Here is a 21037-nt window from a genome sequence, read left to right as displayed (position 1 = left end):
GGGATGGACCTGAACACGGCGTTTGAACGTGCAGCCATTGGGCCGCGCGACGAGGAAAGGGATTTCTATGAACAAGGCAATCACCGACGGCATTGTGTTCATGCCGCCTGCTTTCGAAAACGGTCTGGGCGTGTGGTCTGCGGGCGATGGTACGCCGGGCTCACCGACCTATGATGGCTCGGGCACCGGGGCATTTGTGCCGTCGGATGCGGATTTTGGCGGCTGTCTTGAGATCCTGAAGATCAACAGTCCGCAGCAGTTGCGCTACGTGGGCCAGACCCAGATCCTGCCGGGGTGCTATTTGCAGATCAAGGCGCGGGTCAAGGCGATCAGTGGCCCTCTGCCCGAAGTGCGGATCGCCGCCTGGGCCGGTGCAGCAGGCGACACCCACCTGACAGGCGTGATCGAGCAAGGTCCAGCCACCCAGCTGACAAGTTACGGCGCGGTGACCGAGATCACCGCGATTGTGGGCACCGGGCGACGTCCGGGTGTGGACATGGCTTGGGGTGTCAGTGCGCTCTACGGTCATTTCGGCATTGATATTGAGGGCGCCAACGGGGCCGTCATCCGCGTCGATGATTTGGAGATCACCGACGTTACCGGCGTGTTCCTGCGTGAGATCATCAGCCGTGTGGACGTGCGCGACTATGGCGCGGTGGGCGACGGCATTGCCGACGACTCGGCCGCGTTCGAGGCAGCGGATCAGGCCGCCGGAGGCCGGCGCATTTTTGTGCCCCAAGGCACCTATCGTCTGGCCGAGAACACCACCCTGTCCTCGGAGGTCGAGTTTCAGGGCACAGTTACGATGCCTGACGACAAGATGCTTTTGCTGCTGAAAAACTATGACCTGCCCGCCTATATTGCCGCGTTCGGGAATGAAGAACTGGCCTTCAAAAAGGCGTTTCAGGCGCTGCTGAACAACTCGGACCATGAATCGCTGGATCTGGGCGGCCGCAAGATCGAAGTGACGGCCCCTATCGACATGTTTGCCGCCGTTCCCAACAGGCCGGGGTTTTCGACCCGTCGCGTCATCCGTAACGGTCAGTTCGATGTCAAAAGCAGCTCGGCCTGGGATACCGAGACCTTCACCTCGGTCGCGACCTATGATCCGGCGGATTCGACCCGTCTGACCAATGTGGCCAACGTGGCGAATATCCCCATCGGCTCGCTGGTTCAGGGTAGCGGCGTCGGGCGCGAGATCTACGTGCGCGGCAAGGATGAAAGCGCCGGAGAGCTGACGCTGAACGCACCGATGTATGATGCGGCAGGCACCCAGACCTTCACCTTCGTGTCCTTCAAATACCTGCTGGATTTCGGCAATTTCGGAGTGCTGCGTAAGTTCGGGATGGAACAGATCGAGTTCCAGTGCAACGGCCGCTGTAGCGCCATTCGTCTGGCACCTGCGGGCAGCACGTTTTCCCTGTCGGATTGTTTCATCAGCCGTCCGCTGGATCGCGGCATCACCTCGATTGGGACGGGCTGCAAAGGGATGCTGATCGACAATTGCCAGTTCCTGTCCTCGGAAGAGTCCTTCATTGTCCCGGACCGCAAGTCCATCGCGCTGAACACTACCTCGAACGACGTTAAGATCCGCCACAACCGGGCAGTGCGCTTCAAGCATTTTGCGGTTATCGGCGGCGACAACAACATGATCCTTGGCAACCACTTCTTCCAGGGCGACAGTATTCCGCAAGGGGTGCGGACCGCAGGGCTGATCATGATCGGCACCTATAACAGCTCGACCATCGCCGAGAACTACGTAGACAATTGCTTTGTGCAATGGACGAATGAGCGTGACACGACGCCCGCCTATGTCTCGGGCTATTCCTTCAGTGCCATGAGCATCACCGACAATATCTTCTATTCCAGCGAAGCGCCGCCCTGGTTCAGCTATATTGTGATCCGTCCGCACGGTCCGGGTCATTTTCTGAACGGGCTGGCGGTGACCGGTAACAAGTTCCGCTCGAACGGAACGGACCTAGAGCGCGCCGACCGCGTGGATACGTCCTTTGCGGATCTGGATGCGGATCAGCACATCAACGTAACGTTCAGCAACAACACCTATCACGGGATTGACGCCAAGGTCGAAAACCCGCTGCGGGTGCGGCACAGCCAGAACTCGGCCTCGCAGGTCTGGACCATCGACTCGGACGGTCGGTTGCCGTTTGGCGCCAAGGCTCGCAGTTGCGACGCGGTGGCGGTTCTGGGGCCGCTCAGAACGGCGCTTGGGTCGGTTCGCTATTCCTTTCCCTATGCCGATGTCGAACAGGGCAGCAATGGCGATGCCGTCCAATTGCGCTGGGCCGAAAGCCTGAGCGGCGATGTCTCGGTACAGATGCGTCTGGAAGAGTAACAATACCTGCAAGTCGCCCCGTTTTCGGGGCGGCTTCGCTTTGGGCAGCAGGAAAGACAAGACGTTTGGGATTCCTGTGCTAGGCTGAGGGTAAGCCAAAGGAGGACCCAGATGCCGACCATAGCCAAAACCGCCAGCGTTCAGACCGTTATCACGACATTTGAGATGACACCCGGCACCTGTCAGGACCTGCTAGAGGCGCTGACGGATGCCTATTCCGACTTCATCTCAAAACAGCCGGGATTTGTATCGGCCGGCCTGCATGTCAACGACGCCCAGACCCGGATTGCCAATTATTCGCAATGGGAACGGCGCGAGGATTTTCTGGCCATGCTACGCACCCCGGAAATGCGCGACCGCAACCGCAAGATCAACGAGCTATGCAAGAGTTTCGAGCCGGTCATGTATGATGTGGCTGAGACATTCAATTAACTCAGGTCCGGTGTCCCGGTGTCAGATGTCTGTAGCTTCGACACGGTAAGCTTTGCCAAACCCGCCGTTCAGCAGCCCATCTTCAATCTCAAAGCGGACAAAGCTGAAGTCTGCGAAATCAGCATAGAGTTTAGCCTTCGGGCGCAATGACAGATACCTCTGGCGGAGGTTGTCATGGTCCTCCGTTCCTCTTGCAACTAAACGGGCCATCGCGTGTAAGGTCAGCCGGGGATGCGTCAGCGGATCCCCTTTAGGGCCAGGATCCCCGACCAGAAGGGCGCAGGCCGGGTTGTTCTGTAGCGCCCGGCTATGATCCGACAGGCTTGAAATCAGCGAGATCGGTTGCCCCTTGGCATCTGTCGCCAGAGCGATCCGCGATACGGATGGCATAGCGGTACCCGGTCTCAGAACGGCCAGCGCGGCATGGGTCGCCGCATCCATCAATTCGCGGATCAGGCCCCGGGCGGTGTCGTCCAGCGGTTGGTAGGGGTCTTTGGTTGGCATTGTGCCTCGCATTGGTGAGCGTGAGGGTAATCCTATACCCGCTGATCTTTGTGTGCGAGCCGTGTTCTGCCTCGGCTTCGCCACAAAGTCCCTGTATCGCGATGGCATGATGTTTCGCAAATCCAATCTGGACGAACCCTTGCCGACCAAACGTCAGCGCCGGGCCGAAGCCGCCCGGCGACGCGCACTCTCTCCGGTGCGTATTCTGCTTATGGTTCTGTGCCTGCCGCTGACCGTCGCGTTGATCTCTTTCAACATGTTCGTGCGCCTTTCGGACTATGGTCGGGATGAAGCTATGGTCCATCTGATCGCGCTGGCCGGCTGCGATGCCTCTCGGTCCATGGGTTTTGGAACGTTTTACGAAGGCTATGCCGGATATCATCCTCGCAACGACCCCGACGGTGACGGACTGGCCTGTGGACCGGATGTGGCGCAGGCTCCCTCGCCGAGCACGACCATGCCCCGCGAAACCAGCGCCAGCCAAAGGTCCTTGGGCAACGCCAAGTTCATAAAGCCCTAAAACCCGTGGGTTGAGGGCTATTACTTCCGCGACCGCTTGGCCTGTGACGCTGCGGGAATCTGCCAGTTCATGCTATGATGCGCGGCGTTGGTACCAGTTTGGTGCCTCCATCGGGCAATTTTGCCCAGCTTGGGAGGACAAAGATGTTTGCACGCGTAACTCAATTTAAAATGAAGCCCGGCACGCGCGAGGCGGCCACGGCGAAGATGAACGAATTGAAATCTGAAATCATGGGCATGCCCGGCATGCACTGTTTTACCAACGTCATGAACGAGGACGGCACGGGATACGTGATCTCGGTGGTCGAAAGCGAGGATATCTCGAACGCAAACGCCCCAAAAGTGGCCGAGCTTTGGGGGCATTTCGCCGAGTTCATGGAAGCGCCGCCAACCCCGGCAGGCTTTGACGTGATTGCCCATTGGGACAAAGGCTGAAGGCACGTTTGACCACAGGCCGATCCGCGCCGCTTCAGGCAACGCTACGAGAGCAGCGACGCTGCGCAGGTGCGAAACTTGCGCACCTCTGGCGCGGCACCTTCCAGTGAGAATTCACTCAGGTGGTCTTGCGTGAAGGCATAGGCCGTTTGGTTGAACTCGAGGCCGTCCAAGACGTTGCCAAAGCCGGTGTCTGAGACGAACAACGACATCGCATCGTCCGACAGCGTGTGTCGTGGCGTTCCGATCTCAATCGGGTTTGGGCCTTCAAACCGCATGGCAAACCAAGGTGATTGCGTCCAACCTTCGGCGCGGCGCGTGATTTCAAGGGTATAGAGCGGCTGCGCCGGATCGTAGGTGAGCCGGATCTCCTCTGCTTCGGTCTCGTGTGTCAACGTGCAGATCTTGCCAATCGTGGCGTTCCACGCATAGGCGGGGCTGCCGAGCAGCAGTGAGAGCAGGACAAAGCGCATGGAGAGGAACCTAGCCGCAGATTGCCCTTTGGCAAGTGTGAGACGGGCTAACCCTTCATTGCATTCAACAAGTCCAACAGCCGCTTTCGATCATCATCGTCAGCATAGTCACCGGTGGCCAGGCGCTGGGCAATGCTCAGACGCAGGCGTTCCTGCTGGGTGCGGACATCTTCGCTGGCGGTTTCGGCCAGCGTCTTCATGATCGCCGCCACGGCCTGTTTGCGATTGGTGCTGGGGCTGGCGATATAGTCAACAAGGCTCTGCTTACCGGAATCGAGGATGTTTTCGGCCAGATCACGCAGTTGCGCGCCATTGGGCAGCAGCGGGGCAGGAGCGTCTTCGGGCGGCAGGATTTCGGGCAGGCTGCGCGGGGTCTCGGCCAGAGCGTTCGCACCGTCGACAAAGGCCTCGGTGATCATCCGAGTGATTTTGATCGCGCGCGGGTCCTTGAACAGGGCCGAGGCGATGGCCACGCCGTAATCCGTGTAAACCCACGGATTGACCCGCCGCCCGCCGCGGCCCTTGGGTTTTGAAATCACATTCTGTGATTGCAAATCGGTGACCTCGGCGTCGGTCAGTTGAAAGCGGTAGCCCTCAAACAGGTCCTTGTTGCGCGAGACGGCCTGATTTAAGGCGCTGACCGATTTTCCATAGAACTGCGCCAAATCCTCGGCCAGCACCACGCGGGTGCCGCGCACCCGGTGAATGGCGCTCTGGACTTCATGCGTGCTGGGCAGGGTGTTGGGGTTCGTCATGGTAACCGTTTGGAATCACAATTTGTGATTTCAAACGTGGAGGAGAGGGCGCTGGGCTGCAAGGGTGGAGTGTGGGGAGGCCGGTTCGAATTGGTCGAATTCTGGATAGTCAAAACTGCCTACGGGGTGCCGAAAAAAGAGAGGAACGTTAACCGCCATGTAGTTGAATGAACTTGAATGATAACTTGGAAACCTATCCCACTCTAATTTAACGTTCACACCCCCAATCTCGAACAGAAACATATTGATTCGAACGTTAGTCGAATTCAAACTGATACGTGTACGATTAAATTAGGTGTTGGATATGAAAATTGAGTTTCTAGGAGCATTGTTGCCAGCTTTCGCGCTATTAGCACTGTTTACTTTTTACCCAACGATGGGTCAGTCGCATGGTGATTGTGCGCAAATAGAAAACGACATAGCGCGTCTAAGTTGTTTTGATAATTCTCATGTTTCCAGTGTTCAATCCAACGTGTCGCCAATGACCGCCTACATAGAGCATTCAAACTTACTTTATTCAGGTTGGTGGGATGGAGGTAGGGGTCAGATAGTCAACTCAGCCTTTGATGACACAAACTGCAATTATGTATTTGGGCGTTTGGATGGATCATTGGCGTCGGGTTTCTGGTTTAATGCTATTGCATTTAATGCTGGAGAAATCGAAAGAATTAATGTGCAAGGAAACAGGACGCTTTTCACTATGAAACGTCGAGCAGAATTGGCATTCCATTGGGCGGAATCAAGGCAGACCCTACCTGATCAGGGTTCAGCAGAACGGTTTCTTGCAATTATGTTGAACACGATCCTAGAGGATGAGATGCGGGGCGAAGCGATAAAATTAGAGTATGCGCCGACACAAAAACTATCAATTACAACGCCTGAGTCAGCAGTTGACTATGACAAAATCAAAAACTCACTCACTGACTTAGTCCAGACGTGCGAGAGTAGGTGAAGTGAAGCCTATACAGCACTATCACCGCTTCCGCCTCTTCACATTCCCACCTCGCTGCCCCGGTCGTCCAGCCGTTGACCGTCCGCGCGACTTAACGGCATCCTCCGAGGCCTTCTCGACCGCCCACTGCCGCGCCATGGGGTCGTCGGCGACGGCGAGGTCGACCGCTTCCAGACGTTTGATCTCATCGCGGATGTTGGCGGCCTCTTCGAATTCAAGGTTCTCGGCGGCTTTGCGCATCTTCTCGCGCAACCCGTCCAGGTGGGCCTCGAGGTTGGCGCCGTGCATCGGTTTGTCGATGGTGGCGGTGACGCGGTTCATGTCGACGTCGCCTTCGTAGAGTCCGGCCAGAACGTCCTCGACATTCTTCTTCACCGTCTCGGGCGTGATGCCGTGTTCCTCGTTATAGGCAATCTGCTTGGCGCGGCGGCGGTTGGTCTCGTTCAGCGCGCGCTCCATCGAGCCGGTGATCTTGTCGGCATACATGATGACGCGGCCATCGGCGTTGCGCGCGGCGCGGCCGATGGTCTGGACCAAAGAGGTCTCGGACCGAAGAAAGCCTTCCTTATCCGCGTCCAGAATGGCGACCAGCCCGCATTCGGGAATGTCGAGGCCTTCGCGCAGAAGGTTGATGCCGACCAGCACATCGAAGGCCCCCAGCCGCAAGTCGCGCAGGATTTCGATGCGTTCCAGCGTGTCGATATCCGAATGCATGTAGCGCACCTTGACGCCCTGTTCGTGCAGGTATTCCGTTAGGTCCTCGGCCATGCGTTTGGTCAGCGTGGTGACCAGCGTGCGGAACCCGTTGGCGGAGACCTTGCGCACCTCGTCCAGCAGGTCGTCGACCTGCATCGACACGGGACGGATTTCGACCTCGGGGTCCAGAAGGCCGGTGGGGCGGATCACCTGTTCGGTGAAGACGCCGCCGGTCTGTTCGATCTCCCACTTTGCCGGGGTGGCCGAGACAAAGACGGATTGCGGGCGCATCGCGTCCCATTCCTCGAACTTCAGCGGGCGGTTGTCCATGCAGGAGGGCAGGCGGAACCCGTGTTCGGCCAGTGTGAATTTGCGCCGATAGTCGCCCCGGTACATGCCGCCGATCTGCGGGACCGAGACGTGGGATTCATCGGCAAAGACGATGGCGTTGTCGGGGATGAATTCGAACAGGGTCGGGGGCGGTTCACCCGGCGCGCGACCGGTCAGATAACGCGAGTAGTTCTCGATCCCGTTGCAGACGCCGGTGGCCTCCAGCATTTCCAGATCGAAATTGGTGCGTTGCTCCAGACGTTGGGCTTCCAGCAGTTTGCCTTCGCCCACCAGTTGGTCCAGCCGGATGCGCAGTTCCTTTTTGATCCCGATGATCGCCTGCTGCATCGTCGGTTTCGGCGTGACGTAGTGCGAGTTCGCATAGACTCGCACCTGTTCCATCGTGGCAGCGCGTTCTCCGGTCAGCGGGTCGAATTCGGTGATCTGTTCCAGTTCCTCGCCGAAGAAAGACAGCTTCCAGGCGCGGTCCTCGAGGTGGGCGGGCCAGATCTCAAGCGAGTCACCCCGAACCCGGAAGGACCCGCGCTGAAACGCCTGATCGTTGCGGCGGTATTGCTGAGCAACGAGATCGGCCATGACCTGCCTCTGGTCATACTCACTGCCAACCTTCAGATCCTGAGTCATCGCCCCATAGGTCTCGACCGAGCCGATACCGTAGATGCAGGACACCGAGGCGACGATGATCACGTCATCGCGTTCAAGCAGCGCCCGCGTGGCCGAGTGGCGCATCCGGTCGATCTGTTCGTTGATCTGCGATTCTTTCTCGATATAGGTGTCCGAGCGCGGCACATAGGCCTCGGGCTGGTAGTAGTCGTAGTAGGACACGAAATATTCGACCGAGTTTTGGGGGAAGAAGCCCTTGAACTCGCCGTATAGCTGCGCGGCCAGTGTCTTATTGGGTGCAAGGATGATGGCGGGGCGCTGCGTTTCTTCGATCACCTTGGCCATTGTGAAGGTCTTACCCGTTCCGGTCGCGCCCAGCAGAACCTGATCGCGCTCGCCGTCCATAACGCCGCCCGCCAGCTCTTTGATGGCCGTGGGCTGGTCCCCGGCGGGCGCAAAATCGGTGTGCATGACAAACGCCTTGCCGCCCTCAAGCTTGAGGCGGGCGCGGACGTCTTCTGAGGTCAGCTGGGTCTTGTCGGAATGAGCATAGGCCATAGAGGGGATTCCTTTCGCGCCTGATTTTGATCTGTTTTTGTTCCGGTTCAAGGGGGCATTTCCAATGCACGCAATTGCGACAATTGCGGACTTGTCCGAATGGATGCTGTGACGCATAAACATAGCCAGCCAAGTGAGCACGGAGAGGCGAGATGCGCGCACGGATATATCAGCCTTCGCGGAATGCGATGACCTCGGGCATGGCCAAAACCCGCAAGTGGGTTTTGGAATATGCGCCTGCGTCCTCGCGTGAAGTTGATCCGCTGATGGGCTGGACCTCATCCGATGACACCCAGACCCAGGTGCGCCTGAAATTCGCTACCAAGGAAGAGGCGCTGGATTACGCCAAGGACAATGGTATTGACGTGCAGGTCAGCGAGCCGCACAAGCGCAAGCCCAACCTGCGTCCGCGCGGGTATGGCGAGAATTTCGCAACGGACCGTCGCAGCCCCTGGACGCACTAAATGATCGAAATTCGACCGGCCGACCCCATGTCGGATGCCTTGCGCCCTGTGATTGAGGCGCATTTTGCCCATAGCGAACAAGCGGGTCCGGCGGAAAGCAATCATACCATGGGGCCCGAGGCCTTGTCGGGTGACGGCATCCGCTTCTGGGGTCTTTTCGAAGAGGGTCGCGCCTTGGGCTGCGGCGCGTTGAAGACGCTACCCGATGGTACGGCCGAAGTGAAATCGGTGCACGTTGTCGAAGCCGCCCGCGGACGCGGTCTGGCGCGGGTGATGATGGCGCATCTTGCTGATCTGGCAGCCAAGGAAGGCACAGAGGCGCTTGTGCTTGAAACGGGTGCGGCGCACCTGCCAGACTATGCGGCTGCGCGTAAGCTCTATGAGGCGCTGGGTTATTCCTATTGCGGCCCGATCTATGGGTATGAAGATGATCCAAACAGCGCCTTCATGCGCTTGGCTCTTGAACCCCGCCCTTAAAACCAGCAAGAAGGGCGCAGCGGTCCCTTAGCTCAACTGGATAGAGCAGCTGACTTCTAATCAGCAGGTTGAGGGTTCGAGTCCTTCAGGGATCGCCATTCCACTTAAAAAACGCGCGGTTTGTCCGATCCGTTCTTCGCTTTGGAGGGGAAGGGTCAGAAGGGCTGGCTGAGGGGGTCGTGCCAGCCCTTCTTAAGAGGGTTACTGAGTGGTAGGTAAATCAGTTCCCAATAGTTAACAAAGGTGCCGCGCGTGCGAAATTGGGGGATTCCCGTAGTTACTGCGCCGCCAAGCGGGATTCTGCAGTGATTGAACGAGAGAGATGCGACCTGAGAACAGCCGCTTCATGTGGCTTCAGAATGGGTGCAGCCGTCGGCCCAAAGGCGTTGGGATCTTTGCGCAGCTCGGGGAAAAGTGACAGTATTTCAGCACGCTGCGGGCGATCCAGCGCTCCGATCGAGGTCGGGGATACGAAAATACTCTCGCTGAGGACGCCCTCAGATCTGACGATCTGATGCTGATCGAACATGATATGCCAATAGCTGACATGCCCGCCTTCGCGAATCGATACACCTTCCATGCCGCATAGGAACTTGGCTGCCACCAATGCGCGGGGCGCGCCAAACAGAAGCTCGGCTACACTTGTGTCGATCATCATCCTGTGCTGCTGCGAGACGACAAGTTCGCGCGGGTTCCCCATCGTATTGGGGGCGAAGGCCACAGGGGCAACGCGCCCGGTTGCCGGAACGGATGTGCTCCCGACCCACAGAACGGGCTGCAGGCCGTTGTCTCGTGTCCAGACCTTTTGACCCACGTGGATCTGCTGCACGGGAACTTGGCCGTCGGCTGTTTCGATCAATGTGCCCTCAGCAAAGCAAGCCACATAGTCCGAATACAGCGAAGACCCCGTATTCGATCCCGCAACCTTGACGTAGGAGGCCCCATCTATCAGTCGCTCCGAGGCCGCAAAACCCCAGACATCCGACGTCACACCGTTTTGCGAAAAGACATACAGCCGGATGACAGGGCCGGTTGCTACATCGTTTTCGTCAAGCTGCCGAATATCGATGAAGGACTCGGATTCCACAGGGGTACCATTGGCCACGATACCACCGCCATCGGTGACGGTATGACCAAAGGCCTGATCATCTTCGAACACATCTGGATTGCCCGAGGTGTCATCCACGGTGATCGTGGTTCCGCCGCCCGCAGTATATTGGAAAATAGTACTGTCCGGCGTGTCCGAGTTGTTGCGGATCGGTGTGCCTACGATCCCAGCGCTGGGGCTGGACGTAACCATCATGTTTTCGCTGTCGATCGAAAAGAAACTGCGTAGAACCATCACACACCCATCATGTTTACTATTGCTTCGAGTTGCCCGAACAGACAATTCGCGACGCACCCTAGGGTGGTTCTTGGCCTCGACCAATTCACGTCATCTTGAGCGTCAGGTTATTTGAGGCTTCGCGCATTCAATTGTGGTTGAGGTGCCGACTACATAGCCGGCAGACCTTGATCGGAGGACCAGTGATAAAACTATTGCAACCGGTTGCAAAAAAATCCATTGTTGCGCCAGAAAACAGGATTCGAGGGTTTGGATGTTGAAGGTTGGATTGCTGGGCGCCGGACGGATCGGGCGGGTGCATGCGCGGGCGATATCGGCCCATCCGGGCAGTGTGTTATGTGCTGTCTCGGATGCCATGGCTCAGGCGGCAGAGGATCTGGCCAATGACCACGGTGCCGAGGTTCGAACCTCGGACCAGATCATAGCGGACCCAGAAATTGACGCTGTGCTGATCGCGACGCCGACAGACACGCATTCAGACCTGATCGAAGCCGCAACAGCGGCAGGCAAAGCAGTTTTGTGTGAAAAACCCGTGGATCTGGACCTTCAGCGGGCCATTTCCTGCCAGCAGTCGGTCGCGGCTCATGGTCAGCCCGTGATGATCGGCTTCAACCGTCGGTTTGATCCCAGCTTTTCGGCATTGAAAGCGGCTGTGGATGCGGGCGAGATCGGCAAGGCTGAACTGTTGTCCATCACCTCGTTTGACCCGGCCCCGCCGCCCGTGAGCTATGTCAAGGTTTCGGGTGGCCTGTTCCGGGACATGATGATCCACGATTTCGACATGGCGAATTTCTTGATGGGAGGGGTCCCAACGACGATTTCCGCTGTCGGCTCGTCGATCGTAGACCCAGAAATCGGCGCGGCCGGAGACGTGGATACCGCCGTTGTTACAATGACTTACGCGGACGGTCGTATCGCGGTCATCAAGAATTCACGCCGGGCGGCCTATGGCTATGATCAGCGGGTCGAGCTGCTGGGTTCCGAAGGTCTTCTTCAGGCGCAGAACATGCTGGAGAACACGGTTGTCAAATCGACCTCCACCGGCGTCGTCGGGGCCAAACCCACCTATTTCTTTCTGGAACGCTACATGCCGGCCTATCAGGCCGAGTGGGCCGCTTTTGTGGAGGCAGCGGCCTCGGGCGCGCAGGTTCCGGTCTCGCTGGAAGATGGCGTTGCAGCCCTCGCAATGGCCGAAGCGGCAACCCTGTCGGCGCAGTCCGGTAGGCCGGTTCATCTGGCTGAAGTTTTGAAACCGGTTGCAAAATGATTGAATTTCTTCAAACTGAAAACAGCTCGGATACAGACCCGGGCAATACAGATTCGGCCCAACCGAATAAATGGGGCTGATAGCCTAGGACGAAAACAGACGGTTTTATGGGAGGAAACCAAATGAACAAGTTTGTGAAAAGAGTACTGATGGCCAGTGCTGTCGCGGTGGCGGCCGCAAGCGGTGCCGCAGCTGAAGGCGAAAAGTACATCCTGGTCAGCCATGCCCCTGACAGTGACAGTTGGTGGAACACGATCAAGAACGGTATCGCTTTGGCCGGTGAGCAGATGGGTGTCGAGGTGGAATATCGCAACCCGCCTACTGGTGACCTTGCGGATATGGCGCGCATCATCGATCAGGCTGCGGCCTCTGGTCCCAATGGTATCATCACCACGTTGGCTGACCCGGATATTCTCGAAGGCCCAATCAAAGCTGCTGTAGATTCCGGGATCGACGTGATCATTATGAACACTGGGACGCCCGATAAGGCGCGCGAAGTTGGCGCCCTGATGTATGTCGGGCAGCCCGAATACGACGCCGGCTACGCGGCTGGTCTTCGGGCGAAAGGTGACGGCATCGGCTCTTTCCTTTGTGTCAACCACTATATCGTCCAGCCATCCAGCCAAGAGCGTTGCCAGGGCTTCGCGGACGGACTGGGTATCGAACTTGGTGAGCAGATGATCGACGCGGGACAGGATCCGGCTGAGATCAAGAACCGCGTTCTGGCCTACCTGTCGGCTAACCCGGAGACGGACGCTGTTTTGACGCTTGGCCCGACCTCTGCCGACCCAACCATCTTGGCGCTGCAAGAGAACGGCATGGCCGGTGATATTTATTTCGGCACGTTTGATCTGGGTGGCGAGATTGTCAAAGCCATCAAGGACGGTACCATTCAGTGGGGAATCGACCAGCAGCCGTTCCTGCAGGCCTACCTGCCGGTTGTTGTTCTGACCAACTACCACCGTTACGGCGTTCTGCCAGGCAACAACATCAACTCTGGCCCCGGTTTCGTGACTGCTGACGGTCTGGAGAAAATCGAAGAATTCGCGGGTGAATACCGCTAATCTTCCTAGCTGAGCGGGCGTGCTAAGGCGCCCGCTCAGACCTACTTCCATTTTTTCTGGATCACCCGCGAGGGGAGGACCACAATGTCTGAGTCAGCTCAATCCACGGCAGTTGAAGATGAACGGATCAAAGAGATCTCGCCGCTGCGCCGTGCTCTGATCCGCCCAGAGCTGGGTGGAATTGTCGGCACCGTCGCCGTATTTACGTTTTTTCTGTTGTTTGCCTTCGATAGTGGCATGTTCACAAGTCAAGGTGTGCTGAATTGGTCGATCGTTTCGGCGCAGTTCATGATCATTGCCGTAGGGGCGTGCCTGCTCATGATCGCAGGCGAATTTGACTTATCGGTCGGTTCGATGATCGGCTTTGCCGGGATGATGATCGCGATCTTCTCAGTCACACTCAGTTGGCCCGTGTGGATGGCTATCATTGTGACGTTTGCGCTCTGTGTGTCGATTGGGGCCTTGAACGGTTTTATCGTGGTGCGAACTGGCCTGCCCAGCTTTATCGTGACTTTGGCCTTCCTGTTTATCCTACGCGGCTTCACTATTTATCTGCCGCAAACCATTGAGCGGAAGACGATCATCGGCGGCATCAAAGACGTCGCGGAAGGTGACTGGCTGGCATCGATTTTCGGTGGCAAAGTCGGACAAGGGTTCTTCACTTGGCTTGGCGAAAACGGCTTGATCGAAACGTTCGAGCGTGGAACGCGCGCGGGTCAGCCTATTGTTGACGGTATTCCAATGCTGATTGTCTGGGCCATTGGTATCATTATTTTTGGCCACGTGCTGCTTACCAAAACCAAGTTTGGGAATTGGATTTTCGCAGCAGGTGGCGACGCCGAGGCAGCGCGAAATTCAGGCGTGCCAGTGAACAAAGTCAAAATACTGATGTTCATGTTCACCGCCTTCTGCGCCACGGTTTTCGCCACCTGTCAGGTTATGGAGTTCGGCTCGGCTGGTGCGGACCGCGGTTTGCTTAAGGAGTTTGAAGCGATTATTGCGGTTGTAATTGGCGGCGCGCTGCTGACCGGCGGATATGGCTCGGTTCTGGGGGCTGCTTTGGGCGCGTTGATTTTTGGCGTGGTACAGCAGGGGCTGTTCTTTGCCGGCGTCGAAAGCTCATTGTTTAGGGTCTTCTTGGGGATCATCCTGTTGGGTGCCGTAATCCTCAACACCTATATCCGCCGCATCATCACAGGAGAACACTGAGATGACTGACGATACCAAGTTCCACCATGGGGACGCGCAGGATAGCAAGCCGATCATTCGTATGGTCGACATCCAGAAACACTTCGGTTCAGTCATTGCGTTGGCAGGTGTCAGCTTTGACCTTAAACCCGGGGAATGCCACTGTCTTCTCGGCGACAATGGCGCCGGCAAGTCGACCTTCATTAAGACGATGTCGGGCGTTCACAAACCAACTTCGGGCGAGATTTTCTTCGAAGACAAACCGATGCATTTTGAAGACCCGCGCGATGCTATTTCAGCGGGGATCGCAACAGTGCATCAGCATTTGGCCATGATCCCGCTGATGAGTGTCAGCCGCAATTTCTTCATGGGCAACGAACCTACGCGCAAAGTGGCCGGAATCAGTTTCTTCGACAAGAAGCTGGCTGACGAGATCACTATGGAGGAGATGCGCAAGATGGGCATCAACCTGCGTGGCCCGGATCAGGCTGTGGGCACCCTGTCGGGAGGGGAACGTCAGACGGTTGCGATTGCGCGCGCGGTTCATTTCGGTGCCAAGATCCTGATTTTGGACGAGCCAACCTCGGCCCTTGGTGTGCGGCAAACTTCGAACGTGCTGGCGACCATCGACAAGGTGCGCAGCCAAGGCGTCGGAGTGGTTTTCATCAGCCACAACGTGCGCCACGCGCTGGCCGTCGGCGACCGCTTTACCGTGCTGAACCGGGGCAAAACGCTGGGCACCGCAAAACGCGGTGAGATCACACCTGAAGAACTACAGGACCTGATGGCAGGAGGGCAGGAATTGGCCCAATTGGAAGGGTCACTGGGCGGAACGGTTTAACACCGTTCCCCCAAAATTGGACCATTCGGTCCGACATCCAACGAAATCGCAGAATTGGCCAAATTGGCCTTGTGTTGAAAGGGATCACAATGGGCAAAACCGTCCGACTGACCGCAGCGCAAGCTTTGGTGCGCTATCTGGGCGCGCAGATGAATGAGGCTGGAGAGCCTTTTATCGCCGGTGTCTGGGCCATTTTCGGCCATGGCAATGTGGCCGGGCTGGGTGAGGCGCTGCATGGTGTCAAAGACACGCTGCCCACCTATCGTGGCCACAATGAACAGACGATGGCGCATTGCGCGATTGCCTATGCCAAGCAGATGCGGCGCACGCGGGCGATGGCGGTGACCTCGTCCATCGGGCCGGGCGCGACCAATATGGTCACCGCTGCTGCGCTGGCCCATGTGAACCGCCTCCCGGTTCTTCTGCTACCGGGCGACGTCTTCGCCTCTCGCGGGCCGGACCCGGTGTTGCAACAGATCGAGAGTTTTGGCGATGGTACAATCAGCGCCAATGACTGTTTCCGCCCGGTCAGCCGCTACTATGACCGTATCTCGCGCCCCGAGCATCTGCTTACAGCTCTGCCGCGTGCATTTCGCACGATGACCGACCCGGCGGATTGCGGGCCGGTCACTTTGGCCTTCTGTCAGGACGTGCAGGCCGAGGCCTATGATTACCCAGAAAGCTTCTTTGAACCGCGCGTGTGGTTCCAACGCCGTATTCGCCCGGACGAAGGCGAGCTGGCGCGCGCTGTGGCCGCGATTTCAGCGGCCAAACATCCGGTTATCGTTGCGGGCGGTGGGGTACACTATTCGGACGCAACGGATGCGCTGCAGAGCTTTGCTGAGACACACAATATCCCAATCACAGAAACGCAGGCCGGAAAATCCGCTTTGGCCTGGGATCATCCCCTGAACCTGGGTCCGATTGGTGTGACGGGCGGCGAGCCCGCCAATGACATCTGCGCCGAGGCCGATCTGGTGCTGGCCGTTGGAACGCGCCTGCAGGATTTCACGACCGGCTCGTGGGGCCTGTTTTCAAACCCCGCGCGCGAGATGATCTGCCTAAACACAGCCGCCTATGATGCTGAGAAACACGGCGCGATGCCGTTGCAATCCGACGCGCGCGTTGGCTTGCAGGAGCTGGGCGCCGCGCTGCAGGGCTACAATGCTGATCCTGTGGCCGACACACTCAAAGCGGACTGGTTTGGCAAGGTTGACGCGCTGACCGACGCGCCGGGTGACGGGAACGCTCTGCCCACTGATATGCAGGTGGTGGGTGCAGTTCAGCGCGCCTCGCATGACGACACGGTGGTGATGTGCGCCGCTGGCACAATGCCGGGTGAGCTGCACAAGCTGTGGAAAGCGCCGCGACCCGGGGCCTATCACATGGAATACGGGTTCAGCTGCATGGGCTATGAGATCGCAGGCGCCATGGGCATCAAGATGGCCCAACCGGATCGCGACGTGATCTGCTTTACCGGCGATGGCACCTACATGATGGCGAACTCGGAAATGGCGACGGCAGCGATGATGGGCGTGTCCTTCACCGTTGTGATCACCGACAACCGAGGCTTTGGTTGCATCAACCGACTGCAAATGGGCACTGGCGGGGCCGAGTTTAACAACCTGCTCGATCATACTGTCCACGAAACCGCCTCGAACATTGATTTCGCGGCACATGCGGCGGCGATGGGGGCGACCTCGGTCAAGGTCAGCTCGATTGCCGAGCTTGAGGACGCGCTGGCCAAACGCGGTGACATAACAGGGCCTTACGTGGTTGTCATCGACACCGATCCTTACCCCTCGACCGAATATGGCGGCACATGGTGGGAGGTTGCGGTGCCCGAGGTCAGCACCCGCCCCGAAGTGAACGAAAAACGCGCGGCCTATGAGGTTGCCATCAAGGAAAGAAACACGAAATGAGCGTGAAAATCGGGATCTCTCCGATCGCGTGGCAGAATGACGATCTGCCGGACCTGACCGCTGCATACACAATGGAACAAGCGCTGCAGGAGTCGCGTCAGATTGGTTACACCGGCGTCGAACGGGGCCAGCGTATGCCCAGCGATACCGAGGGGCTGCGCGCCTACCTTGAGGGCAACGATATCGCGCTCTGTGGCGGCTGGTGTTCCGGTGCCTCGCTGGTCAATGACTTTGCGACGGAACAAGACGCGGTACGGGAACAGGTCGCGCAATTCGCGGCCCTGAACAGCCCGTGTATCGTTTACGCCGAATGCTCCAACACCGTTCAGGGCCAGATCGGGACGCCGGTCAATGACCGCCCGATACTGTCGAAAGATGAGGTGCTCTCCTACGCGGCCAAGCTGACCGAACTGGCAAAATGGATGGGTGATCAGGGCATGACAATGGCCTATCACCACCACATGGGCACGATCATTGAAAGCGAAGATGACGTGAATTGGCTGATGGAGGGTTCAGGCCCCGAGGTGAAACTGTGCTTTGACACCGGCCACCTGCTGTTTGGCGGAGGTGACGTGATGGCGACCCTGAACCGTTGGGGCGACCGCGTGCATCACGTGCATTTCAAGGATATCCGTCCGGCCGTCGTGCAGGATGTGCGGGAAAACAACCGCAGTTTCCTGGACGCCGTGATTGCAGGCGCGTTCACGGTGCCCAGTGACGGCTGCATTGATTTCCAAGCGGTCGCAAATGCGCTGAAAGCGATGGATTATGACGGTTGGATCGTCGTTGAGGCAGAACAGGACCCGGCCAAAGCGCCGCCCTATGAGTACTCAAAGAAAGGCTACGACCACATCGTTGACGTCTGCGGCAAGGCAGGATTGGAGATCACCGCGTAACACACCGCCCCAAGGGGCAACACCGAAGCCATGAGAAAGGAGAAAGTCATGGTAAATCAAGAACTCGGATATGTCGGCTATTTTGACCGGGAATCCTGTGATCTGGATGAATTCAAGGTGTTGACCTCACAGGCCCTTTCGGCGGACGCGGTGCCGTTTGCTGCGTCTGTGGAAAACAATGTGCCCGTCTATGACATGCAGGCTTTGCGTCCGCTACTAGAGCAAGCAGACAATCGGCAGGCCTTGCTGGCCGAATGGGCTTGGGTACTTGCCAAATCCGCAGGCGTCATCGCCCTGAAACGGGCGTATCCGGATACAAGTGTGATTGACCGGGCCACAGATGTATTCCGCCAGATCATCAACGACGAACGTCAGGGCGGTGGGGGTGAGGGCGACCACTTTGCGGCCTCTGGGGCCAATGACCGGATCTGGAACGCGTTGCAGAAACAGTGCCTGCGCGATCCCGAGGGCTTCGCTCTCTATTTCGGAAACCCCTCGATTGCCGCCGCGTGTGAGGCTTGGCTTGGCCCGAACTATCAGGTCACGGCGCAAATCAACCAGGTGCGTCCCGGCGGGCAGGCACAGCAAGCGCATCGTGACTATCATCTTGGGTTTCAGACGGCAGACAGCGCAGCGCGCTATCCCTTGCATGCGCATTTTCTAACGGCAGCTCTGACGTTGCAGGGCGCTGTGGCGCATTGCGATATGCCGGTGGAGTCCGGCCCAACCAAGCTGCTGCCGTTCTCGCAGCTTTATGCGCCCGGATATCTTGCCTTCCACGACACGGATCACCGCGCGCATTTCGAAGAAAACTATGTGCAGCTGCCGTTGCAAAAGGGGGACGCCGTGTTCTTCAACCCCGCGCTGTTCCATGCGGCGGGCGAAAACTGCAGCGCGGACATTCATCGCATGGCAAACCTGCTTCAGGTGTCCTCGGCCTTTGGTCGGGCGATGGAGGCCGTGGATCGCCGCGCGATGTCCGAGGCGGTGTTTCCGTCACTCATCGCCTTGAAACAACGGGGCGATCTGACTGCTACGCAGCTAGAGGCCGCGATCGCCGCAACTTCCGAAGGCTATCCTTTCCCAACCAATCTCGACACGGACCCTCCGGTCGGAGGGAATGCGCCGGACAGTCAGGCAGACATCCTGCGCAGCGCTGTGGCTGAGGGGTGGTCTGAGGCGCAGCTATCGAATGCGCTTTCGGCGCTGACCACACGGCAATCCGCCTGAAATAAGAACCGGGCGGTCTGAAGGACCGCCCAATACCGGAGACCAACATGGCAGATTTGCTCAAGAAACCATTCGGCACCCGTGGCAAGGTCCACGATATCACTCCGACCAGCGCCGGGTGGCGTTATGTCGGGTTCGGCCTCTACCACCTGCGCGCGGGCGACAAGGCGGCCGAAGTCACTGGGGATCGTGAGGTCATTCTGGTCATGGTCGAGGGCAAGGCACAGATCACTGGCGCCGGGAAGGATTGGGGCGTTCTGGGCGACCGGATGAATGTGTTTGAGAAATCACCGCCTCATTGCCTCTACCTGCCCAACGGCATCGAATGGGAGGCCGTGGCCGAAACTGATTGCGTCATCGCCGTCTGCTCGGCCCCCGGAAAGGGCGGGCATCATGCCCGGCGGATTGGACCGGATGGCATTACTCTGACCCAGCGTGGCAAGGGCGTGAACACACGCCATATCAACAATATCGCGATGGAGAATGAAGACTACGCCGACAGCCTGTTGGTTACCGAGGTGTTCACCCCAAACGGCCATTGGTCCTCATACCCCAGTCACCGCCATGATGAGGATGACTTCCCGCGCATTACCTATCTCGAGGAAACCTATTACCACCGCCTCAACCCGGCCAACGGGTTCGGAATTCAGCGCGTCTATACCGATGATGGCCAGCTGGATGAAACGATGGCGGTCTCGGACGGCGACGTTGTGACCGTTCCGCGCGGACACCACCCTTGCGGAGCACCCTATGGGTTTGAGATGTACTATCTGAACGTCATGGCAGGACCTTTGCGGAAATGGCGCTTTGTCGCGGCCCCCGAGGTCGAGTGGATCATGGAGCGTGACGGATGACCCCAGAATTTGCCACCTATCCCAGCCTGAACGGCAGGACCGTTTTCATCACCGGTGGTGCTGGAGGGATCGGGGCCGAAACGGTTCGGGCCTTTGCTGCGCAGGGGGCCAAGGTGGGGTTTCTGGACCTCAACGCGGATGCCGGCCATGAGTTGCTGGCAGAGTTGGAAGGCGAGCATGCCTTCGCCCAATGCGATCTGCGCGATATCGATGCGCTGCGCGATGCGCTGGAGCAACTGACCGAGGAACTGGGCGCAGCGCATGTTCTGGTCAACAACGCGGCACAAGATGACCGACATGACTGGCGCGAGGTTACTGCGGACTATTGGGATGAACGCATGGCGACCAATATCCGCCATATGTTCTTTGCCATTCAGGCGGTTGCCCCCGCAATGATCGAACGGGGCGCAGGCTCCATAGTCAATCTGGGGTCGAATTCCTGGTGGGAGGCCGGCGCAGGTTTCCCCGCCTATGCCACCGCCAAATCTGCGGTTCATGGTCTCACCCGAACCATGGCGCGCGAGCTGGGGGATCACCGGATCCGCGTGAACACTGTTGTCCCCGGTTGGATCATGACCCAACGCCAGAAAGACCTGTGGGTCACTCCCGAGGCGCTTGCGAAGCAGGTTGACCGCCAATGCCTACCAGACCCGATCGACCCGGTCTACGTGGCGCGGATGGTAGTATTTCTGGCCTCGGACGACGCCGCCATGTGCAGCGCCGGGAATTTCATGGTCGAGGGTGGCTCGATCTAGGCTTAGTTTGATCGTCCGGCATGGGCCAAGCAATTGTTTTCCAGTCGCCGGATATCTCAATGAAGCACCGGCTTATAGTTTTAGACAGATGGTTTCGAAACCT

At 58.1% G+C, this 21037-nt stretch carries 21 protein-coding genes and 1 tRNA gene; 17 read left to right on the top strand and 5 right to left on the bottom strand.

Translation table 11 applies throughout. The features are described 5' to 3' along the window. Nucleotides 1–67 precede the first annotated feature (67 nt). On the top strand, nucleotides 68–2353 hold the full coding sequence (locus ACP15L_RS11355; protein WP_425084242.1) for a glycosyl hydrolase family 28-related protein: 2286 nt from the start codon (nucleotides 68–70) through the stop codon (nucleotides 2351–2353). 111 nt (nucleotides 2354–2464) lie between these two features. Next, a complete protein-coding gene (locus ACP15L_RS11350) occupies nucleotides 2465–2785 on the top strand; it encodes an antibiotic biosynthesis monooxygenase family protein (RefSeq protein ID WP_170378809.1) in 321 nt (106 codons plus the stop codon). 21 nt (nucleotides 2786–2806) lie between these two features. Here ACP15L_RS11350 and ACP15L_RS11345 read toward each other — a convergent pair whose 3' ends face one another. Then, entirely contained in the window at nucleotides 2807–3289 is a 483-nt protein-coding gene (locus ACP15L_RS11345) for a HugZ family protein (RefSeq protein ID WP_425084241.1), read from the bottom strand. Nucleotides 3290–3398: 109 nt separating this feature from the next. Between ACP15L_RS11345 and ACP15L_RS11340 the strand changes: the two genes are divergently transcribed. Both ACP15L_RS11340 and ACP15L_RS11335 read left to right on the top strand, forming a co-directional pair. After that, nucleotides 3399–3809 carry an excalibur calcium-binding domain-containing protein gene (locus tag ACP15L_RS11340; protein ID WP_425084240.1) on the top strand — a complete coding sequence of 137 codons (411 nt, stop codon included), beginning with the start codon at nucleotides 3399–3401 and terminating at the stop codon, nucleotides 3807–3809. Nucleotides 3810–3952: 143 nt separating this feature from the next. Then, the gene (locus tag ACP15L_RS11335; RefSeq protein WP_170468737.1) at nucleotides 3953–4243 is read left to right on the top strand and encodes a hypothetical protein; all 291 of its coding nucleotides are present in this window, start codon (nucleotides 3953–3955) and stop codon (nucleotides 4241–4243) included. Nucleotides 4244–4287: 44 nt separating this feature from the next. Here ACP15L_RS11335 and ACP15L_RS11330 read toward each other — a convergent pair whose 3' ends face one another. Beyond that, nucleotides 4288–4716, bottom strand: coding sequence for a hypothetical protein (locus ACP15L_RS11330; RefSeq protein ID WP_425084239.1), 429 nt, complete (start codon nucleotides 4714–4716; stop codon nucleotides 4288–4290). Between the two features lie 47 nt (nucleotides 4717–4763). Continuing rightward, on the bottom strand, nucleotides 4764–5471 hold the full coding sequence (locus ACP15L_RS11325; protein ID WP_425084238.1) for an ORF6N domain-containing protein: 708 nt from the start codon (nucleotides 5469–5471) through the stop codon (nucleotides 4764–4766). Between the two features lie 304 nt (nucleotides 5472–5775). On the opposite strand from ACP15L_RS11325, the gene ACP15L_RS11320 reads away from it, so the two are divergent. Then, nucleotides 5776–6423 (top strand): hypothetical protein, encoded by a 648-nt coding sequence (locus ACP15L_RS11320; RefSeq protein WP_425084237.1) that lies wholly within the window; start codon nucleotides 5776–5778, stop codon nucleotides 6421–6423. A 21-nt stretch (nucleotides 6424–6444) separates the two neighbouring features. Here the strand turns inward: ACP15L_RS11320 and uvrB are convergent, their stop codons facing one another. Beyond that, nucleotides 6445–8631 carry an excinuclease ABC subunit UvrB gene (gene uvrB, locus ACP15L_RS11315; RefSeq protein ID WP_425084236.1) on the bottom strand — a complete coding sequence of 729 codons (2187 nt, stop codon included), beginning with the start codon at nucleotides 8629–8631 and terminating at the stop codon, nucleotides 6445–6447. A 152-nt stretch (nucleotides 8632–8783) separates the two neighbouring features. Here uvrB and ACP15L_RS11310 point away from each other — a divergent pair, with 152 nt between their 5' ends. From ACP15L_RS11310 to ACP15L_RS11300, 3 genes are all read left to right on the top strand, one after another. Then, a complete protein-coding gene (locus tag ACP15L_RS11310) occupies nucleotides 8784–9095 on the top strand; it encodes an ETC complex I subunit (protein ID WP_425084235.1) in 312 nt (103 codons plus the stop codon). Then, on the top strand, nucleotides 9096–9572 hold the full coding sequence (locus ACP15L_RS11305) for a GNAT family N-acetyltransferase (protein ID WP_425084234.1): 477 nt from the start codon (nucleotides 9096–9098) through the stop codon (nucleotides 9570–9572). Nucleotides 9573–9593: 21 nt separating this feature from the next. Next, nucleotides 9594–9670, top strand: a tRNA-Arg gene (locus ACP15L_RS11300). 179 nt (nucleotides 9671–9849) lie between these two features. Here the strand turns inward: ACP15L_RS11300 and ACP15L_RS11295 are convergent. Then, nucleotides 9850–10914, bottom strand: coding sequence for a Hint domain-containing protein (locus ACP15L_RS11295; protein WP_425084233.1), 1065 nt, complete (start codon nucleotides 10912–10914; stop codon nucleotides 9850–9852). A gap of 256 nt (nucleotides 10915–11170) precedes the next feature. Between ACP15L_RS11295 and iolG the strand changes: the two genes are divergently transcribed. The 9 genes from iolG to ACP15L_RS11250 all read left to right on the top strand — a co-directional run bounded on the left by iolG (nucleotide 11171) and on the right by ACP15L_RS11250 (nucleotide 20934). Further along, on the top strand, nucleotides 11171–12184 hold the full coding sequence (iolG, locus tag ACP15L_RS11290; protein WP_425084232.1) for an inositol 2-dehydrogenase: 1014 nt from the start codon (nucleotides 11171–11173) through the stop codon (nucleotides 12182–12184). A 122-nt stretch (nucleotides 12185–12306) separates the two neighbouring features. Continuing rightward, nucleotides 12307–13248, top strand: a complete 942-nt coding sequence (locus ACP15L_RS11285; RefSeq protein WP_170378787.1) for a sugar ABC transporter substrate-binding protein — start codon at nucleotides 12307–12309, stop codon at nucleotides 13246–13248. Nucleotides 13249–13332: 84 nt separating this feature from the next. Next, the gene (locus ACP15L_RS11280; protein WP_425084231.1) at nucleotides 13333–14457 is read left to right on the top strand and encodes an ABC transporter permease; all 1125 of its coding nucleotides are present in this window, start codon (nucleotides 13333–13335) and stop codon (nucleotides 14455–14457) included. 1 nt (nucleotide 14458) lies between these two features. After that, a complete protein-coding gene (locus tag ACP15L_RS11275; RefSeq protein ID WP_170639990.1) occupies nucleotides 14459–15277 on the top strand; it encodes an ATP-binding cassette domain-containing protein in 819 nt (272 codons plus the stop codon). 89 nt (nucleotides 15278–15366) lie between these two features. Further along, nucleotides 15367–17199: a 3D-(3,5/4)-trihydroxycyclohexane-1,2-dione acylhydrolase (decyclizing) gene (gene iolD, locus ACP15L_RS11270; protein ID WP_425084230.1), complete on the top strand. Its 1833-nt coding sequence runs from the start codon at nucleotides 15367–15369 to the stop codon at nucleotides 17197–17199. Then, nucleotides 17196–18095: a myo-inosose-2 dehydratase gene (iolE, locus tag ACP15L_RS11265; protein ID WP_425084229.1), complete on the top strand. Its 900-nt coding sequence runs from the start codon at nucleotides 17196–17198 to the stop codon at nucleotides 18093–18095. Before iolD ends, iolE begins: the two co-directional genes overlap by 4 nt. A 48-nt stretch (nucleotides 18096–18143) precedes the next feature. Continuing rightward, a complete protein-coding gene (locus ACP15L_RS11260) occupies nucleotides 18144–19325 on the top strand; it encodes a phytanoyl-CoA dioxygenase family protein (RefSeq protein ID WP_425084228.1) in 1182 nt (393 codons plus the stop codon). Nucleotides 19326–19372: 47 nt separating this feature from the next. Further along, nucleotides 19373–20179, top strand: coding sequence for a 5-deoxy-glucuronate isomerase (iolB, locus tag ACP15L_RS11255; protein ID WP_425084227.1), 807 nt, complete (start codon nucleotides 19373–19375; stop codon nucleotides 20177–20179). Continuing rightward, the gene (locus tag ACP15L_RS11250) at nucleotides 20176–20934 is read left to right on the top strand and encodes an SDR family NAD(P)-dependent oxidoreductase (RefSeq protein WP_425084226.1); all 759 of its coding nucleotides are present in this window, start codon (nucleotides 20176–20178) and stop codon (nucleotides 20932–20934) included. Before iolB ends, ACP15L_RS11250 begins: the two co-directional genes overlap by 4 nt. Nucleotides 20935–21037 lie beyond the last annotated feature (103 nt).

This window comes from Ruegeria profundi (genome assembly GCF_049800715.1).
Classification (GTDB): Bacteria; Pseudomonadota; Alphaproteobacteria; order Rhodobacterales; family Rhodobacteraceae; genus Ruegeria; species Ruegeria profundi_A.
This window is presented reverse-complemented; position numbering and strand designations above follow the sequence as displayed.

Coding starts and splice junctions, on each gene's coding strand:
- ACP15L_RS11355 (WP_425084242.1), top strand. CDS start 68: ATGAACAAGGCAATCACCGACGGCATTGTGTTCATGCCGCCTGCTTTC.
- ACP15L_RS11350 (WP_170378809.1), top strand. CDS start 2,465: ATGCCGACCATAGCCAAAACCGCCAGCGTTCAGACCGTTATCACGACA.
- ACP15L_RS11345 (WP_425084241.1), bottom strand. CDS start 3,289: ATGCCAACCAAAGACCCCTACCAACCGCTGGACGACACCGCCCGGGGC.
- ACP15L_RS11340 (WP_425084240.1), top strand. CDS start 3,399: ATGTTTCGCAAATCCAATCTGGACGAACCCTTGCCGACCAAACGTCAG.
- ACP15L_RS11335 (WP_170468737.1), top strand. CDS start 3,953: ATGTTTGCACGCGTAACTCAATTTAAAATGAAGCCCGGCACGCGCGAG.
- ACP15L_RS11330 (WP_425084239.1), bottom strand. CDS start 4,716: ATGCGCTTTGTCCTGCTCTCACTGCTGCTCGGCAGCCCCGCCTATGCG.
- ACP15L_RS11325 (WP_425084238.1), bottom strand. CDS start 5,471: ATGACGAACCCCAACACCCTGCCCAGCACGCATGAAGTCCAGAGCGCC.
- ACP15L_RS11320 (WP_425084237.1), top strand. CDS start 5,776: ATGAAAATTGAGTTTCTAGGAGCATTGTTGCCAGCTTTCGCGCTATTA.
- uvrB (WP_425084236.1), bottom strand. CDS start 8,631: ATGGCCTATGCTCATTCCGACAAGACCCAGCTGACCTCAGAAGACGTC.
- ACP15L_RS11310 (WP_425084235.1), top strand. CDS start 8,784: ATGCGCGCACGGATATATCAGCCTTCGCGGAATGCGATGACCTCGGGC.
- ACP15L_RS11305 (WP_425084234.1), top strand. CDS start 9,096: ATGATCGAAATTCGACCGGCCGACCCCATGTCGGATGCCTTGCGCCCT.
- ACP15L_RS11295 (WP_425084233.1), bottom strand. CDS start 10,914: ATGGTTCTACGCAGTTTCTTTTCGATCGACAGCGAAAACATGATGGTT.
- iolG (WP_425084232.1), top strand. CDS start 11,171: ATGTTGAAGGTTGGATTGCTGGGCGCCGGACGGATCGGGCGGGTGCAT.
- ACP15L_RS11285 (WP_170378787.1), top strand. CDS start 12,307: ATGAACAAGTTTGTGAAAAGAGTACTGATGGCCAGTGCTGTCGCGGTG.
- ACP15L_RS11280 (WP_425084231.1), top strand. CDS start 13,333: ATGTCTGAGTCAGCTCAATCCACGGCAGTTGAAGATGAACGGATCAAA.
- ACP15L_RS11275 (WP_170639990.1), top strand. CDS start 14,459: ATGACTGACGATACCAAGTTCCACCATGGGGACGCGCAGGATAGCAAG.
- iolD (WP_425084230.1), top strand. CDS start 15,367: ATGGGCAAAACCGTCCGACTGACCGCAGCGCAAGCTTTGGTGCGCTAT.
- iolE (WP_425084229.1), top strand. CDS start 17,196: ATGAGCGTGAAAATCGGGATCTCTCCGATCGCGTGGCAGAATGACGAT.
- ACP15L_RS11260 (WP_425084228.1), top strand. CDS start 18,144: ATGGTAAATCAAGAACTCGGATATGTCGGCTATTTTGACCGGGAATCC.
- iolB (WP_425084227.1), top strand. CDS start 19,373: ATGGCAGATTTGCTCAAGAAACCATTCGGCACCCGTGGCAAGGTCCAC.
- ACP15L_RS11250 (WP_425084226.1), top strand. CDS start 20,176: ATGACCCCAGAATTTGCCACCTATCCCAGCCTGAACGGCAGGACCGTT.